We start from the raw sequence: 14662 nt of genomic DNA on the forward strand, positions 1-14662 counted from the left end.
TGACCGAGGCATGACCGCACCGCTGCACGACGAGCGACGGGGAACATCCGGCACGCGGCTGCCCGACACCCAGCAGGGGATGCGCCGCCGCAATCTGTCCCGGGTGATGCACGCCGTGGCCACGCACGGCCCGCTGTCCCGTGCGGCGGTGGCCTCCCGCATCGGGCTGACGCGGGCTGCCGTTTCCACGCTGGTGGACGAGCTGATTCGTTCGGGGCTGCTGGACGAGCTGGGACCGGAACGTCCGGGGCGGGTGGGTCGGCCGGGGTCAGCACTCGCGGTCAGTGCGCTGGGGCCCGTCGGCATCGGTGCCGAGGTGGGGGTCGACCATCTCGCGGTGTGCGCGGTCGATCTGCGTGGTGAGGTCCGGGCACGCGCCGAGCGACGGTCCGTCAACCGCAGTCGCTCGCCTGGGCCCGTGCTGAAAGAGCTCGCAGCCCTGGTGGAGCAGGTGTGCGCGGAGGCGCGACAAAGCGGCCTCTCCCCCGCGGGCCTGGCGGTCGCCGTGCCCGGACTCGTCGCTCGCGACACCCGGACGGTCGTCCGCGCCCCCAATCTCGGCTGGCGCGACATCGACCTGAGCCAACTCCTCCGCACCGACCTGCCGCTGACGGTCGACAACGAGGCCAACTTCGGCGCGCTCGCGGAACTGTGGCTCGGCGAGGAATCGCCCGAGGACTTCCTCCATGTCTCGGCGGAGATCGGCATCGGCGCGGCGCTCGTCGTCGACGGGCGGCTTCTGCGCGGAACCCGTGGATTCGCGGGCGAGTTGGGGCACGTGCCCGTCCGCCCCGAGGGACCTGCCTGCCCCTGCGGAGGCCGCGGCTGCCTGGAGCAGTACGCGGGTGAGGAAGCGGTCCTGCGCGCCGCGGGCCTGGGCCCCGGAGAGGAACGGGGTGAAGCTCTTGCCGAGCGCGCCACCGCGGGCGACGAAACAGTGCGGCAAGCCCTCAGCAGCGCCGGGACGGCCTTGGGTATCGCTCTGACCGGCGCCGTGAATCTGCTGGATCCGCAGGCCGTAGTGCTCGGCGGTGCGCTGTCGCGCCTCGCGCCGTGGCTCCTGCCCGCTCTCGAGCAGGAGTTGACGGAGCGCACCGCTGGCCGGGCCTGTGGAGTGACGGTGTCCGGCCTTGGGCCCGACGGGCCGCTTCTGGGGGCCGCGCACTCGGTGGCGCGGGCGGTGCTGGACGATCCGGTCGGCGCAACTGCGGGCAGTACGGCGCAGCGGACGTAGGCAGGACGGTCTTGACGGGCGCCACTCCCCCGATCGGGTGGCCGGGATATCCACAATCACGCTGCCGTGCACAGATCCGGGTCACGCCCTTCCACCTCAACCGGCAGCCGCCGTACCGTGAATCACGCGAGGCGCCGCTGCCGTGACGGAGTGACAGCGACGGCGGCGACCACGCGGATCGGGACCCGAGCGAGCAGTGCGGCCCACCCCGGTCGGACCGACGGCCCATCCGGCCAGAGTGGAGCGGCGCAGCGATGAATGATGTTCAGATCCTGACCTTTCGGCCCGAACCCGACGAATACGCTTGGACGTTCGGCGGTGCGCCGCCCGTCGCGCGCATCGCTCCGGGCACGGTCCTCGACCTGTTCACGGAAGACTGCTTCGCGGGGAACGTCCGCTCGGAGAAGGACCTGGTCTCCGAGGTCTGCGAGTTCCCGTTCCTGAATCCGCAGACCGGTCCTTTCCATGTGGAGGGCGCCGAGCCGGGCGACACCGTCGCCGTGCACTTCGTGTCGATCGAACCAGCCCGCGACTGGGCTGCCTCCACCACGGTCCCCCTCTTCGGGGCTCTCACCTCCACGCACTCCACCGCGTCGCTTCAGGCTCCGCTGCCCGAAACCGTGTGGATCTGGGAGCTGGACCGGGCCCGGCGCACCGCGCGGTTCAGCGCGCGGGAAAGTGACTTCGCCGTCGAGCTGCCCATGGATCCCATGCACGGCACGGTCGGTGTCGCCCCGGCGAATCTGGAAGTGCGCTCGGCGCTCGTGCCCGACGCCCACGGCGGCAATATGGACACGCCTGAGATGCGCGCCGGAGTCACCTGCTATCTGGGGGTGAACGTCGAGGGCGCCCTGTTGAGCCTCGGCGACGGGCACGCACGGCAGGGCGAGGGCGAGACCTGCGGAGTAGCCGTCGAATGTGCCATGAACACCGTGGTGATCGTCGAGCTCCTCAAGGGAGTGTCCACGCCGTGGCCACGGCTGGAGTCCGACACGCACATCATCTCGACCGGGTCGGCTCGCCCGCTCGAGGACGCGTTCCGAATATCCCAACTAGACCTGGTGCAGTGGCTGGTGCGTGACTACGGATTCAGTGAACTGGACGCGTATCAGTTCGCGACCCAGACCGTCGAGTCCCCGCTCGCCAATGTCTGCGACACCAACTACACGTGCGTGGCAAAGATCCGCAAGGAGTGGCTGCCCGCGCGCGAGACGCACCGTGGACTGCATGCGCGGTTGCGCGAAACGGCGGCCTCGCTCCCGCACGGGCCGGACCTCCGCGTCTCCTAGAGCTCAGTGCCTCTCGCCAGGACGACCCCTCCCCGTCCGGAGACCGGCGCTGCGTCTTCCACGCCGTAGCGGCCATCATCACCGCCACAGCGAAGCAGTGGGCCCACCGCCCCGGTGGCCCTCCAGGTACAGCGCCAGTCCAGTTGCTCCCCCCACCGAGAGGCAGGCCAGTCATGGATCGAGTGAGACGCTTCCCCAGTCGGCGTCGGCTGCTGCAGGGCGCGGTCGCCGCCGCTGTCCCCACGGTGCTCCTGCCCGCCACCCACGCGACCGCACAGACCCGTGCGGTCGACTACCCCCTGGCCGAATCGGTACCGGCCAGCACCTCCAACTACACGGCCGCCAACCGCCCCACCACCTATCCCGTCGACTACGTGATCATCCACGTCACGCAGGAGACGTACGCGGACACGCTCGCCATCTTCAAGAATCCGGCGAAGCAGGTCTCGGCCCACTATGTGGTGCGTTCCAAGGACGGTCACATCGCCCAGTGCGTCCGTGAGCGGAACGTCGCCTGGCATGCCGGGAACTGGTCCTACAACACGCGAAGCATCGGAATCGAGCACGAAGGGTGGGTCGACAAACCTGAATACTTCACCGACGCGATGTACGAGCAGTCCGCTGCCCTGACTGCCGCCATCTGCTCGAAGTACGACATCCCGAAGGACCGTGAACACATCATCGGCCACCATGAGGTCCCCGGATCGGATCACACGGATCCCGGCCCGTACTGGGACTGGTCGCGCTACCTACGCCTCGTCAACTTCGCCTGAAACACAGCGCGTCCTTGTCGGCTTCAGCCTCCGGGGCGACGATGGCAACACCGCATCGCCGTCCCGGGAGGCCGAGTTGACCGATCCATGGCTGGCCCTGGAGCCGGGTGTCGATCCCGTCGAGCGGGTGCGGGTGTTGCGTCGGGCGCACGAGAGGTTCACCGGCGAGGGGACGATTTCCCGCCCGGTGCGTTCGGTGGTGGCCGACTCGTGGCAGAGGTCGGCGAGGGCGCGGGTGAGTCCCGAGGGCACCGGCGCGGCGGTGGAGCTGACCGACGGCGACCTCGGGGCGTACCGGTCGGAGCATCCGCTGGCGCGGGTGATGCCGCTCTTCCGGGAGTTGATGGGCACCTTCGCGGCGGACGGGGAGCACCTGCTCGCCGTGTGCGACGCGCAGGGCAGGCTGCTGTGGGTCGAGGGCCATGCGGTGGCGCGGCAGCGGGCGGGGCGGATGAACTTCGTGCCGGGCGCGCGGTGGGCGGAGTCCGCCATGGGGACGAACGCGCCGGGGACCGCGGTCGCCGTGGGGCGGCCGGTGCAGGTCTTCGCCACCGAGCACTACATGCGGGGAGTACAGCCGTGGACGTGCGCGGCGGCTCCCGTGCACGATCCGCGGACGGGACGGCTCATCGGTGCGGTCGACATCACCGGCGGGAACGGGCTCGCGCATCCGCACAGTCTCGCCTTCGTGCAGGCGGTCGCGCGGGCGGCGGAGTCCCAGCTGGCCCTGCTCGCGCCGCCGGTGGGCGTGGGGGAAACAGTCGAGCTGGCCGTGTTGGGGCGTGACGAGGCGTTGCTGCTCGCGGCGGGGCGCAAGGTGCGGCTCAGCCGCAGGCACAGCGAGATCGTCGTGCTGCTGGCTCGGCATCCAGAGGGGCTGTCGGGGGACGAGTTGCTCTATGGGTTGTACGAGGACGAGTCGGTGTCGCAGGTGACGTTGCGGGCCGAGATGGCGCGGCTTCGGCGGGTTCTGGGGGTGGAGCTTCTGCGGTCGCGGCCGTATCGGCTGGCGGCGCCCGTCGAGTGCGACGTCGACGTGGTGGAACGGCGGCTGGGCGCGGGGGCGGTGACGGCGGCCGCGGCGGCGTATGCCGGGCCGTTGCTGCCGCAGTCCCAGGCCCCCGCCCTCGTCCGGCTCCGCCGCAGGCTCGCGGATCAGCTGCGGGCGGCGCTCATCGAGCGCAATGACCCGGATCTGCTGGCGAACTGGGCGCACGCCCCATGGGGTGAGGACGATCTGGCGGTGTGGCGCGCGCTGGCCGCGCTGCGGCCGACGGCTTCCGTCCGGGCCCGTCTGGACGAGCTAGACGCCGAACTCGCCTCGTCGTCAAACGGCCCGGGCGAGAGGGCGAAGGCAACGTACAACGGAAGGGGCGCAACGTAAGGCGGAAGGAGCGCAACGTCGATGCAACGTCCTCGCGTCTAGCCTCCGGGCGAGAGCTGCCCAACGGCGGGCAGCCTTCCCCGGGAGGCCAGCCAAGATGACCCGTTACGCAGCGCCCGGCACCGAGGGCGCGATCGTCTCCTACCAGTCGCGCTACGACCACTTCATCGGCGGCGAGTATGTGGCGCCCGCCCGTGGCCAGTACTTCGAGAACCCGAGTCCGGTCAACGGTCAGCCCTTCACGGAGATCGCCCGTGGCACGGCGGAGGACATCGAGCGCGCGCTCGACGCGGCGCACGCGGCGGCGCCCGGGTGGGGACGTACGTCGGTCACCGGGCGCGCGGACGTGCTCCTGAAGATCGCCGAGCGGATGGAGGCGAACCTCGAACAGCTCGCGGTCGCCGAGACCTGGGAGAACGGCAAGCCGATCCGCGAGACGCTGGCCGCCGACATCCCGCTCGCCATCGACCACTTCCGGTACTTCGCGGGCGTGATCCGCGCGCAGGAGGGGTCACTGAGCGAGGTCGACGAGGACACCATCGCGTACCACTTCCATGAGCCGCTCGGTGTCGTCGCGCAGATCATTCCGTGGAACTTCCCGATTCTGATGGCCACGTGGAAGCTGGCGCCCGCGCTCGCGGCGGGCAACGCGGTCGTCCTCAAGCCTGCCGAGCAGACCCCGGCGTCCATCCACTACTGGATGAGTCTGGTCGCCGATCTGCTGCCGCCCGGGGTCGTCAACATCGTCAACGGGTTCGGCGTGGAGGCGGGCAAGCCGCTGGCATCGAGTCCGCGTGTCGCCAAGGTCGCCTTCACCGGGGAGACCACCACGGGGCGGCTGATCATGCAGTACGCCTCGGAGAACATCAAGCCGGTGACGTTGGAGCTGGGCGGCAAGTCGCCGAACATCTTCTTCGACGACGTGTGGGCCGCCAACGACGACTTCCGGGACAAGGCGCTCGAAGGCTTCACGATGTTCGCGCTCAACCAGGGCGAGGTGTGCACCTGTCCGTCGAGGGCGCTCGTGCAGCGCGGGCAGTACAACGAGTTCCTCGAAGCGGCCGTCGCGCGCACGGAGCAGATCAAGGCCGGGCACCCGCTCGACACCGACACCATGATCGGCGCGCAGGCGTCCAACGACCAGCTGGAGAAGATCCTCTCCTACCTGGACATCGGCCAGCAGGAGGGCGCAAAGGTACTGACGGGCGGTCAGCGCATCGAGTACGACGGTGAGCTGGCCGGTGGGTACTACGTCCAGCCGACGATCTTCGAGGGCGACAACCGCATGCGGATCTTCCAGGAGGAGATCTTCGGTCCGGTCGTCTCGGTCGCGTCGTTCAACGACTTCGACGACGCGATCAAGATCGCCAACGATTCGCTCTACGGTCTGGGGGCCGGGGTGTGGACGCGTGACATCAACACGGCGTACCGGGCGGGCCGGGCGATCCAGGCGGGCCGCGTCTGGACGAACTGCTACCACGCGTATCCGGCGCACGCGGCGTTCGGCGGCTACAAGCAGTCGGGGATCGGGCGCGAGACGCACAAGATGATGCTGGAGCACTATCAGCAGACGAAGAACCTGCTGGTGTCGTACTCGGCGAAGAAGCTCGGCTTCTTCTAACGGCACGAAAAAAGGCGCCTGACCTAGCCTTTTGCCTGTCAGGCGCCTTCCGCTCGGCCCGGCCAGAGCAGGGTCCGGTTTACGCCACAACTCCCAGTTTCTCCCACCGCTGTCCCGCTTCTGACCAGCCGTTCCGGACCAGTCGCGGAACAAAACCCGACTCACTTCTCAGGCTCACACTGGGGCCTTGAGGAGAAGGGGGAGCCGCTCACCAGGGAATCGGACGACAAGGTAGCCATAAAGAACCGCAACACTATCTGCCCCAAGAACTTCAAGCCGGAGGAAACTACTCTCTGGGTTGATCCCAAGGCCCAGTGCGATGAGTTCCCCTTTGCCGCGACCAAACAGAGCGGGGCAAAGCTCGGCATCAAGTCCGGGGCAGAGTGCAACCAGTACTGCGTACTCGGATCGCAAAACAAGAGCACGAAAAAGAAGTACAAGGAAATTCTTCTGGGCTCGAACGGTGACAACCTTGAGTGCGGCCGTGCGAGCATGCCGAAGGCGGACAACGAAGGGGTGGGGGGCGACCTGGGAAGGTTCACCTCGAAGCAGCGCCTACTCGAGGAAGACCCGTACTGGGTGAAGTCGACCTACACAGGGAAGCTTTCGTTCTGATATTCGCACGCACCCCCTTGCTGTCCAGTCACTGAAAGCAAGGGGGTACGGTGTTCTCAATCCGCTATGAACGAGGCCGCGACAGTCTTTCGGTAGACTCACCACTCGGCACATACAGGTTGAAATGAGATTCGAGCCTGCCCAGAACATACGCATTCTCGTCATGTGCTGCCGCGAGCTCGTCCAGGTCAAGCCAGTCAGGATCGGCCGCCCCCGGAACAAACGGATCGAACGAATCAACTATTTCTCCATGCTTCGCGTACTGAACCCAGGTGTCAGCATTTACCGTACGCGAATAGGAGATGCATTGGGTTTCTACGGAGATTCGCTCATTCATTCGCGCGTCGGTCGCATAGGTTCCGAAACTCTGGATGGCGAATGCCCAGCCATCAAAGGATCCGGCACGCAGAATGACGGCATCAGGACCCAGGAAGCCATGTTCCTGCAGCTCCGTAACATCCAGATCTATGCTCTCCAGATCGGTATCATCCGGCTCAAAATTATGCATCTCGATGGCCTCAGCTTCGCCGCCACTTAGGGCAATCATGTGTGCGGGGTCCGCTCCCATCTTAGCCAGCATCCCTTGGGCCGATTCTCCAGCGCAGAATGCGACGCTAAACCCTTCGCTATAGGCGGAGGGGAGCCAGAGTAGCCCGTTATTCATAAGCTTTAACCCTTCTGCAGTATCGGTCGTGGGTACGCAACCCTATCGTCAGAACAGCATTTCCACTCGCGATCGCCGACCGGTCACGTAAAGCGTGGATACGGCGAGGGGCGCGGCCAGGAATGGTCTCCACCGAGCGCTACATCAGTGGCCGTCCTGCCACGCAGGCCACCTCCGCCGCTGCCAGCCGGGCTCCAGCAGGAAGCCAGAGGAGGATTCCCCTCGATGCCGCGGCGGACGGGTGACCACACGGCGCGAGCCGCTGCGACCGGGACACACCCAACGCGGTGCTCTGCAAGGGCCACTGGCCGGAGCCCACGAAGGAGTGCAAGAGCTGTTTCAGCGACGAGGAGCACGACAGGGGCCTGGAGGCCACCGTCGGCAAGCGCACGGACGAGTGGGGCTCGAATCCGACAGCCTGCGACTCCGCGCGGAGTTGAGCAGCGCGGAGCACCTGGCGATCCAGGACGCCCTCGACCGCATCGCCCGCGCCATGGGCAGCGAGACCCCGATGATTGACCTGACGGCTAGCTACACCTTCACCACAGGCGCCGAGCCCACCACCATCACTCCCGTCGTTAAGCGTCGAACCACCCGCCACACCGGCCCGTGGACCTTCCCGCTGTACCGCGTCGCGATCCAGGGATGCCCCTGGTACCCGGCCTGACGGTTCATCATCCGGCCTGGGGGCTCCCCGGCAACGCCCTGCGCAGCCCTGGGCTGACCGGAGCCCGTCGTGCTCCCCGCCATCATCGGCGCGCGCACCGGCCGTTAGCATCGGCGGCTCGGGTCCCGCGCCGGCGCGGGACGGGTGGGGGCGGGGGATGTCGCAATGAGCTTCGTACTGATTCTGGCCATCGTCATGGCTGTCGGGCTGGTCGCTCTCAGCATGGCTGATCAGCGCAAGATGTGGCGGCGGGTTAGAGCGCGGTGGTTACCCAACGCAGAGGCCCGTGAGCCCTCGGACGCCGTGGTGACGGGGTTGCGCCTGTTCTTCGTCGCGTGGGCGGCGCTGCTGCTCTTCGCGGGGTGCCAGGCCCAGGAGGCCAAGGACAGGACGGATCGGATCGGGCAGGAGACGGGTTCCCCGTACGGGTCGTGATGTCCTCTCCGATACGCCGCCGCCCAGAGCGGCGGGCCCTGCGCCTGTGGCCGGTCGGCCTGGCCCTGTCCCTGACCTTCTTCGCGGCCCTAGTCATTGCCGCCGCCGTGTTCGTCGCCGGGTGGGATCTGCTCGGCGCCCGGGAGCTCAAGCCGGAGCGGCGCCTCGACTCCAAGACGCTGTTCGATCTGGTGAAGCTGTCCTTCGGGGTGGTGGCCGGGGCGGGCGCGCTGGTCGCCTTGGTGGTGGCCTATCGCCGCCAGCGGGTGGACGAGGACGGCGCGCTGCGCGAGGCGACCCGGCTGCACACCGAGCGCTTCACCACCGCGGTGGCCCAACTCGGCGACGACTCCGTGGCGGTGCGCCTCGGCGGGGTGCACGCGCTGGCCGGGCTCGCCGACGACGCGCCCACCGACCCGTTGCGCCAGACGTGCATCGACGTGCTGTGCGCGTATCTGCGGCTGCCCTACACCGCCGAGGCCGACCTCCCGCCGGCCGACACCGCCGCCCGGCACGCCTACCTGGCCCTGCGTGAGGTGCGGCACACCGTCATCCGCCTCATCCGGGACCGCACCGCGGTCGACCCGCGGGAGAGCCACGTCTCCTGGCAGGGGTACGACCTCGACTTCACCGGGGTCGTCTTCGACGGCGGGGACTTCTTCGGGGCGGTGTTCGCTGCCGGCAGCACGGTGTCCTTCCGGAATGCGCGCTTTTGCGATGCCACCGTCGACTTCAGGGCCGCATGGTTCCGCGGCGCCACAGTCCACTTCACCGACGCGGCGTTCTACGGCGCCACCGTCGACTTCAGGGGCGCGGCGTTCTCCGACGGCACGGTGAACTTCTTCGACGCGCAGTTCTCCGACGGTGAGGTCAGCTTCGTCGACGCGCGGTTCGCCGGCGCCGTGGTCGACTTCTCCGACGCGGCGTTCTGCGGCGCCACGGTCAACTTCAGGAGCGCGGAGTTCTCCGACGGCATGGTCGGCTTTAGGGGCGCGGCGTTCTCCGGCGGCACGGTGAACTTCTCCAACACGGTGTTCTCCGACGGCCGGGTGGAACTCGTAGACGCGGCGTTCTCCGGCGCCGAGGTCGACTTCTCCAACGCGCGGTTCGCTGGCGGCACGGTCCACTTCATCGGCGCGGCGTTCTCCGGCGGCACGGTCGACTTCGCCGCCGCGCAGTTCTCCAACGGCGGCATGGTCACCTTCACCGCCGCGCACTTCCGCGGCGGCCTCGTCGATATCGCCTCGGCGCTGGGCCGCGCACCGGTCGACCTGCTGCCCCCGCCCGGGCAGCCCCTGCCGCCCGGGCTCCGCGTGCCCCAGCGGTGGCGGTCACCGGCGCCCTGACCGCCGCCTGTCCCTGCGGGCTACAACACCCCGTTCAGGCCGCCCGGCAGGCCCGCAGTATCCGGGTGGCCTGCCGTGGCTACGCGCGTACGCGTATGAAGAACAGTCCAGCCCGTCTTTCGGCGACCTCGCGGCGTTGCGCCACGCACGACACCGGCAAGGCCACGGTCAACGAGCGAGCCGAACAGCGGGAGCCCGCCGAGCCGGAGGCCGGCGCCTGACCATGTCGTCCGTGGCCAGCTGCGTTACGTCTCGGATGCTGGAGCAAGCTCGACACAGTCCCTTGATGTATTCGCAGGAGCAGTCCCCGCACGGCACGCAGGGATGCGACCGCTCCTTCGGCGGCAACGGCATCTCATGAACCGTAAGTACGTCGCCGTGTCCCTCGTGGTCATCGACCTCGACGACACCGACGTCCGCCAGTTCCTGCAGGAGCGACTGCAACTCGTCTTCGCCAGTCAGGCCGACGAGTGTGGCAGCAGCATCCAGGTCGACGTCGCCATTCAGGGAGGCGAGCAGTACGACGTACAAGAGTCTGCTGGCTGTGCTGAGGTCGGGGTTAAGGATGGTGTCGCGGTGCACGGTGATCACGGGCAGTACGCGGGAGCGGTAGACGGGCATGGAGGCATTCTTCTTCGCGGCGGCCGCCGCGATACGGACTTCTGGCCAATCTGCGAAGCGGCGAAGGCCTGAAGCCTCAGAAGCCGATCCTGAACTGCCGATCGACGAGCCTTCAGACTCACCTCGATGCCCGCCCCTCTCGACCTTTAGGGGCAGTGCGATGGACTGGACGACCTTATTAGCGACCGTCATTGGAGCAGTGATCGCCTTGAGTTCAGCGTTGTTCGTTGAGCACCAAAAGGGCGGTCGAGAGAGAGCGGCCGAGTGGAGAGCGACGCGCAGAGAGCTGTACAGCGCCTATCTGGCCGCCATCTCTACGGCTCGCAATGAGTTGATCGCTCTTCTGCTCGACCGCGATAGCCCGCTCACTGAGCGTTCTCGTGCGGCGCGCGCTGCGGTCAGTACCTGCTACGGACCGCGGTATGAACTGGAGATTCTCTCCCCGAAATCGGTTGCCAGCCCTGCGGTGACCTTGTTCCGATGCCTCCGAGCACTACGTAACGCCGTAGCAGAGGGTGTGGTTGTCGGAACTCCCGAGGCCGACCGGATCACGATGGCGTACGACGACGCACTCGACGCGGCACGCGAGGCAATGCGACAGGACATGGAACAGCACGCTGGCCCCTGAGCCTGGCTCCGCGGATGAACACCACGCTGCCTACGGTTGAGCGGGACACCACCGCCCCGACCTGCCTCACTCAACCGTAGGCACCACAGGTCAGAGGCCCACCCTGCCCACAGTTGTCTGGGACAGGGCAGGTACTCACCGGCTCACCGGGTGCGCGGTGGCGTCATCCGGGCGTGCAGCAAGGAGCTGCGGGTGAGTTCCGTGCCCTGCTTGTGGTCCTCGTTGAGCAGCGCGGTCAGGCCCTTGGGCGCGTTCCAGTGCTCGCGCAGGTTGGGGGTGCCACCGAGGTCGTCCAGGAGCAGGTTGATGACGGTGGCGGCCTCGCTGGGGCGGTCGCCGTAGCCGTTGCCCCACCACAGGTGCTCGGACGGTGTGCAGGGGGCGGGGTGGAGGTGGCCGTCGCTGGTGGTGACCCACACGGTGTGGTGCAGGACGACCGAGGCGAGTTCGGCGTCCCCGGCCGGGAGGGTCAGCGGGGCGTAGAACCGCCAGACCTGCTGGCCTTCGCGGTCGGCGGTGCGCAGGACCGGCATGTCGGTGAGCGGGTCGATCAAGAACGCCTCCGCCCTCTTGCCCTGGGCGAGGACGACGTGGGCGGCGGTCGGGTCGCACATGGTGAGCCGGCGGGCCCACCGTTCGCTGACCGCGCCGGGGCGCATCGGCACCTCGGTGAGCGCGCCGAAGGGGAGCAGGTCCGGTTGGCGGCCGACGGCGACCTCGATCGCCGCGACGGCGTCGGGTTGGGTGCTGAGGGCGAGCCCCAGCCAGCCGGCCTCGAGGACCTGGCGGTCGCCGTCGGAGCGCAGGGGGTGGTGGCCGGTGTCGGGGACGGCCGCGATGACGACGGGGTTGCGCCGCTCGCCGCGGCCCTCCTTGCCGAAGATCTCGTTGTCGTGCAGGGCGGCGTCGATCCGGTTGTTGCGGATGTCGTTGGCCATGTCCGTCGCGGCCAGCTGCGAGGTGACGTCGAAGGCGTCGTTGCCCGCGGCGCGGCGCAGGATCTTCTCGTTGTTGTTGGCAGGCACCTCCACGACGGCCGCGGGGGCGCCGGGCTGCCAGGCCCGGATCAGGTGCGGCAGGCGCAGCAGGTCGGGCCACCAGGGCAGGTCCTGCCCGGCCAGGGCCGCGACGTCGCTCCAGTCGGCTTCGTACTCGATGCCCGGGTGCGCGGTGTCGGCCGCGACCAGCGCCGGACCCCGAAAGCTCATGTCCCCGTACAGTGCGCAGACGACGGCGACGCCGTCCGGGTTGCTGCGGCCGGCGACTTCGGTGGCGACGTCGGTGGCGACCTTGCGGTCGTCGCAGCGCACGACGCGGATCGTGCCCAGGGCGGTGTGCCAGTCCAGCGCCGGGCCGCGCACCGTGTCCTTGTACCCGGCCCACCGGCCGGGCGGGAGGTCCTGGGGCAGCGGGCGCAGCAGCACGGCGCCGCGGTGGGCGAACTCCGGGGTGTGGGCCGCCCACCTGTAGATCTGGAATCCGTCCCGGACCTCCTCGGGCTCCTTCTTGTCGCCGAACCCGGCGAGCAGGTCGTGCGGCGGCTCGGTCGGCTGCGGGAAGTCGTCGTACTTCTTCACCAGCCGCCACAGGCCGAAGGAGTTGATGCCCAGCAGCAGCTGGACCTCCGTCCTGGACAGGTAGCTGTCGCTCACGCCCATACCGTTGCTCCTCACCGTCCCGGGCCGCTTCGTCCCCAGGTCAGATCATGGGATGCGCCGGTGGGCCGTACGCGTGGAGCGGCCGTTCCTGCCCGATTCCTCATCCGCATTGGCCGAGAACGCGCCCCGCCCGTCGCCTCACGTGGTGCTGGTGGCGGCTGGCTCAGTAGTTGTCTCTCAACGTGGTTGAGCAGAGATGTCCGGTGGATCACCTGCGGACCTCTCCTCGTGTCTTCAGGACGGGCAGAATCGGCGCATGACTGGTGACGAGACAGCAGCGCTGCCAGTGGTCTGGCAACTGCCCTTCGAGTTGGCGTGGGAGTCGTTTAGGGCGGGCAGTCGACCCATCGGAGCCGCATTGATCAATGCTGATGGTGAGGTGGTGGCCAGCGGACGGAACCGCAGCCAGGAGACAGTTGCACCACCAGGACAGCTCTCAGGAACGGCGATCGCCCACGCAGAGATCAATGTGCTAGCTCAGTTGTCATCCCGGCGCCGGTATGAGGACCACCGTCTTTTCACCACGCTGGAGCCGTGTCTTCTCTGTAGCGGTGCTCTCATCCACGCTCACGTCGGCACCGTGGTCTATGCCGCCCCGGACCTCTTGTGGCACGGAATCGAGCAGGTTCCCTCTGTGGGCGGCACCATCGCAGCACGCTGGGCTCGCAGGGAAGGACCAGATCCAGGGCCCCTCGCCGTGTTCGGCGCGATGCTCATGCACCTCTGGACACTCCGTCACGCACCACAGACATGTGCACAAGCGGGCAGTGAGAGCTTGCCCGCACTGGCGCGAGAATGCCTCGCCATCCCCGGCTTCGCGGAAACCGAAACGGCGGAGGCTGCCTATCAGCTCGCCTTGTCGCGGATCGTCGATGCCCGGCTCTAATCGGGGTTCCTGGCCCAAGAAGCAGCGGGGTTGTTGCGGGTCAGGCGCCATGTCATGAGGGTGATGAATGCCCAGTTCAGGTGGGCTTCGGAGTGCTGAGGAAGACGTTCATTGTCGCGGCAGTTGCGGCGGGCGTTCATGATCCAGTCGATGGAGCGTTCAACTTTCCAGCGGCGGGGCAGGACGACGAAGCCGCTCACGCCGCGGGGACGCAGCACGGGCCGCAGGGTCATCCAGAGATGGCCTGCGGTCCAGGCGGGCAGCAGGTCCCGGGCGTAGGCGGAGTCCGCCCAGACCTGGGTGATCTGCGGGTGGGTGAGCCGCAGGCGCCAGAGCAGGTCACGGGCGATGATCTCGTCGCGGCGAGATCCCCACGGCCTTGGCCGGCTCCCTCTTCGACCAGTGCGTCCCGCCCTGTGGCGTGTGCTCCAGGGTGCGGACCACGACCTCTTCCACCTGGGCATCGATGATGGTCCGCGGCACCCGGGCCGCGGCCCGTCGGCGAGTCCGTCCAGTCGCCGGGCAAGGAACCGTGTGCGCCAGCGGTGCACGGTATCTCTGCCGACACCGAGTCGCGCGGCGGCCACGGTGTTGTTCCAGCCGTTCGCGCACGCCAGCACGATGCGTGCGCGAACGGCCAGTCCCTGGGCGGTCGAGCGGCGCTTGGCCCAGCTCTCCAGCGTCAGCCGCTCGGCCTACGACAACACGAGAGGTTCCAGCCGGGTATCGCCCATCCACGCAGCACAGCGCGAGCGCGCTACCCACCGCAAGCACGCCGCAATCTGGTAGAGGGGACGCCTCATGTGGCGACCCACGACCTCAAAACCAGATCACGAGTACA

The 14662-nt window shown here is 68.2% G+C and carries 15 protein-coding genes and 1 pseudogene; 12 read left to right on the forward strand and 4 right to left on the reverse strand.

Translation table 11 applies throughout. From position 1 onward, the window contains the following. Window positions 1-10 precede the first annotated feature (10 nt). The 5 genes from ABZV77_RS09870 to ABZV77_RS09890 all read left to right on the forward strand — a co-directional run bounded on the left by ABZV77_RS09870 (window position 11) and on the right by ABZV77_RS09890 (window position 6301). Window positions 11-1234: an ROK family transcriptional regulator gene (locus tag ABZV77_RS09870; protein WP_356252873.1), complete on the forward strand. Its 1224-nt coding sequence runs from the start codon at window positions 11-13 to the stop codon at window positions 1232-1234. 254 nt (window positions 1235-1488) lie between these two features. Next, entirely contained in the window at window positions 1489-2523 is a 1035-nt protein-coding gene (locus tag ABZV77_RS09875; protein ID WP_356252876.1) for an acetamidase/formamidase family protein, read from the forward strand. 173 nt (window positions 2524-2696) lie between these two features. Further along, entirely contained in the window at window positions 2697-3296 is a 600-nt protein-coding gene (locus ABZV77_RS09880) for a peptidoglycan recognition family protein (protein WP_356252879.1), read from the forward strand. A 76-nt stretch (window positions 3297-3372) separates the two neighbouring features. After that, window positions 3373-4680: a GAF domain-containing protein gene (locus ABZV77_RS09885; protein ID WP_356252882.1), complete on the forward strand. Its 1308-nt coding sequence runs from the start codon at window positions 3373-3375 to the stop codon at window positions 4678-4680. Between the two features lie 97 nt (window positions 4681-4777). Beyond that, window positions 4778-6301, forward strand: a complete 1524-nt coding sequence (locus ABZV77_RS09890) for an aldehyde dehydrogenase family protein (protein ID WP_356252885.1) — start codon at window positions 4778-4780, stop codon at window positions 6299-6301. A gap of 679 nt (window positions 6302-6980) precedes the next feature. Here ABZV77_RS09890 and ABZV77_RS09895 read toward each other — a convergent pair. Then, complete coding sequence (locus tag ABZV77_RS09895; protein ID WP_356252888.1) at window positions 6981-7580, reverse strand: DUF6461 domain-containing protein; 600 nt, start codon at window positions 7578-7580, stop codon at window positions 6981-6983. Between the two features lie 397 nt (window positions 7581-7977). On the opposite strand from ABZV77_RS09895, the gene ABZV77_RS09900 reads away from it, so the two are divergent. The 6 genes from ABZV77_RS09900 to ABZV77_RS09925 all read left to right on the forward strand — a co-directional run bounded on the left by ABZV77_RS09900 (window position 7978) and on the right by ABZV77_RS09925 (window position 11277). Next, window positions 7978-8247: a hypothetical protein gene (locus ABZV77_RS09900; RefSeq protein WP_356252890.1), complete on the forward strand. Its 270-nt coding sequence runs from the start codon at window positions 7978-7980 to the stop codon at window positions 8245-8247. A gap of 165 nt (window positions 8248-8412) precedes the next feature. Then, on the forward strand, window positions 8413-8682 hold the full coding sequence (locus ABZV77_RS09905; protein ID WP_356252893.1) for a hypothetical protein: 270 nt from the start codon (window positions 8413-8415) through the stop codon (window positions 8680-8682). Then, the gene (locus ABZV77_RS09910) at window positions 8682-10028 is read left to right on the forward strand and encodes a pentapeptide repeat-containing protein (RefSeq protein WP_356252896.1); all 1347 of its coding nucleotides are present in this window, start codon (window positions 8682-8684) and stop codon (window positions 10026-10028) included. The genes ABZV77_RS09905 and ABZV77_RS09910 overlap by 1 nt, the downstream gene beginning before the upstream one ends. Window positions 10029-10123: 95 nt before the next feature. Beyond that, window positions 10124-10249 carry a hypothetical protein gene (locus tag ABZV77_RS09915; protein ID WP_356252899.1) on the forward strand — a complete coding sequence of 42 codons (126 nt, stop codon included), beginning with the start codon at window positions 10124-10126 and terminating at the stop codon, window positions 10247-10249. A gap of 136 nt (window positions 10250-10385) precedes the next feature. Next, complete coding sequence (locus ABZV77_RS09920) at window positions 10386-10721, forward strand: hypothetical protein (RefSeq protein ID WP_356252902.1); 336 nt, start codon at window positions 10386-10388, stop codon at window positions 10719-10721. Window positions 10722-10809: 88 nt separating this feature from the next. Next, window positions 10810-11277 (forward strand): hypothetical protein, encoded by a 468-nt coding sequence (locus tag ABZV77_RS09925; protein WP_356252905.1) that lies wholly within the window; start codon window positions 10810-10812, stop codon window positions 11275-11277. A 143-nt stretch (window positions 11278-11420) separates the two neighbouring features. Here the strand turns inward: ABZV77_RS09925 and ABZV77_RS09930 are convergent, their stop codons facing one another. Continuing rightward, entirely contained in the window at window positions 11421-12935 is a 1515-nt protein-coding gene (locus ABZV77_RS09930; RefSeq protein ID WP_356252908.1) for a hypothetical protein, read from the reverse strand. A gap of 256 nt (window positions 12936-13191) precedes the next feature. Between ABZV77_RS09930 and ABZV77_RS09935 the strand changes: the two genes are divergently transcribed. Further along, on the forward strand, window positions 13192-13821 hold the full coding sequence (locus ABZV77_RS09935; RefSeq protein ID WP_356252911.1) for a nucleoside deaminase: 630 nt from the start codon (window positions 13192-13194) through the stop codon (window positions 13819-13821). On the opposite strand, the gene ABZV77_RS09940 is transcribed toward ABZV77_RS09935, so the two are convergent. Both ABZV77_RS09940 and ABZV77_RS09945 read right to left on the reverse strand, forming a co-directional pair. Beyond that, entirely contained in the window at window positions 13818-14054 is a 237-nt protein-coding gene (locus tag ABZV77_RS09940; protein WP_356254338.1) for a hypothetical protein, read from the reverse strand. The two genes, ABZV77_RS09935 and ABZV77_RS09940, sit on opposite strands and share 4 nt — an antisense overlap. A 306-nt stretch (window positions 14055-14360) precedes the next feature. Then, window positions 14361-14441 (reverse strand): annotated as a pseudogene (locus ABZV77_RS09945) (helix-turn-helix domain-containing protein); the annotation flags it as partial. Window positions 14442-14662 lie beyond the last annotated feature (221 nt).

This window comes from Streptomyces sp. NPDC004732 (assembly GCF_040609235.1).
In the GTDB taxonomy this organism is placed as follows: Bacteria; Actinomycetota; Actinomycetes; order Streptomycetales; family Streptomycetaceae; genus Streptomyces.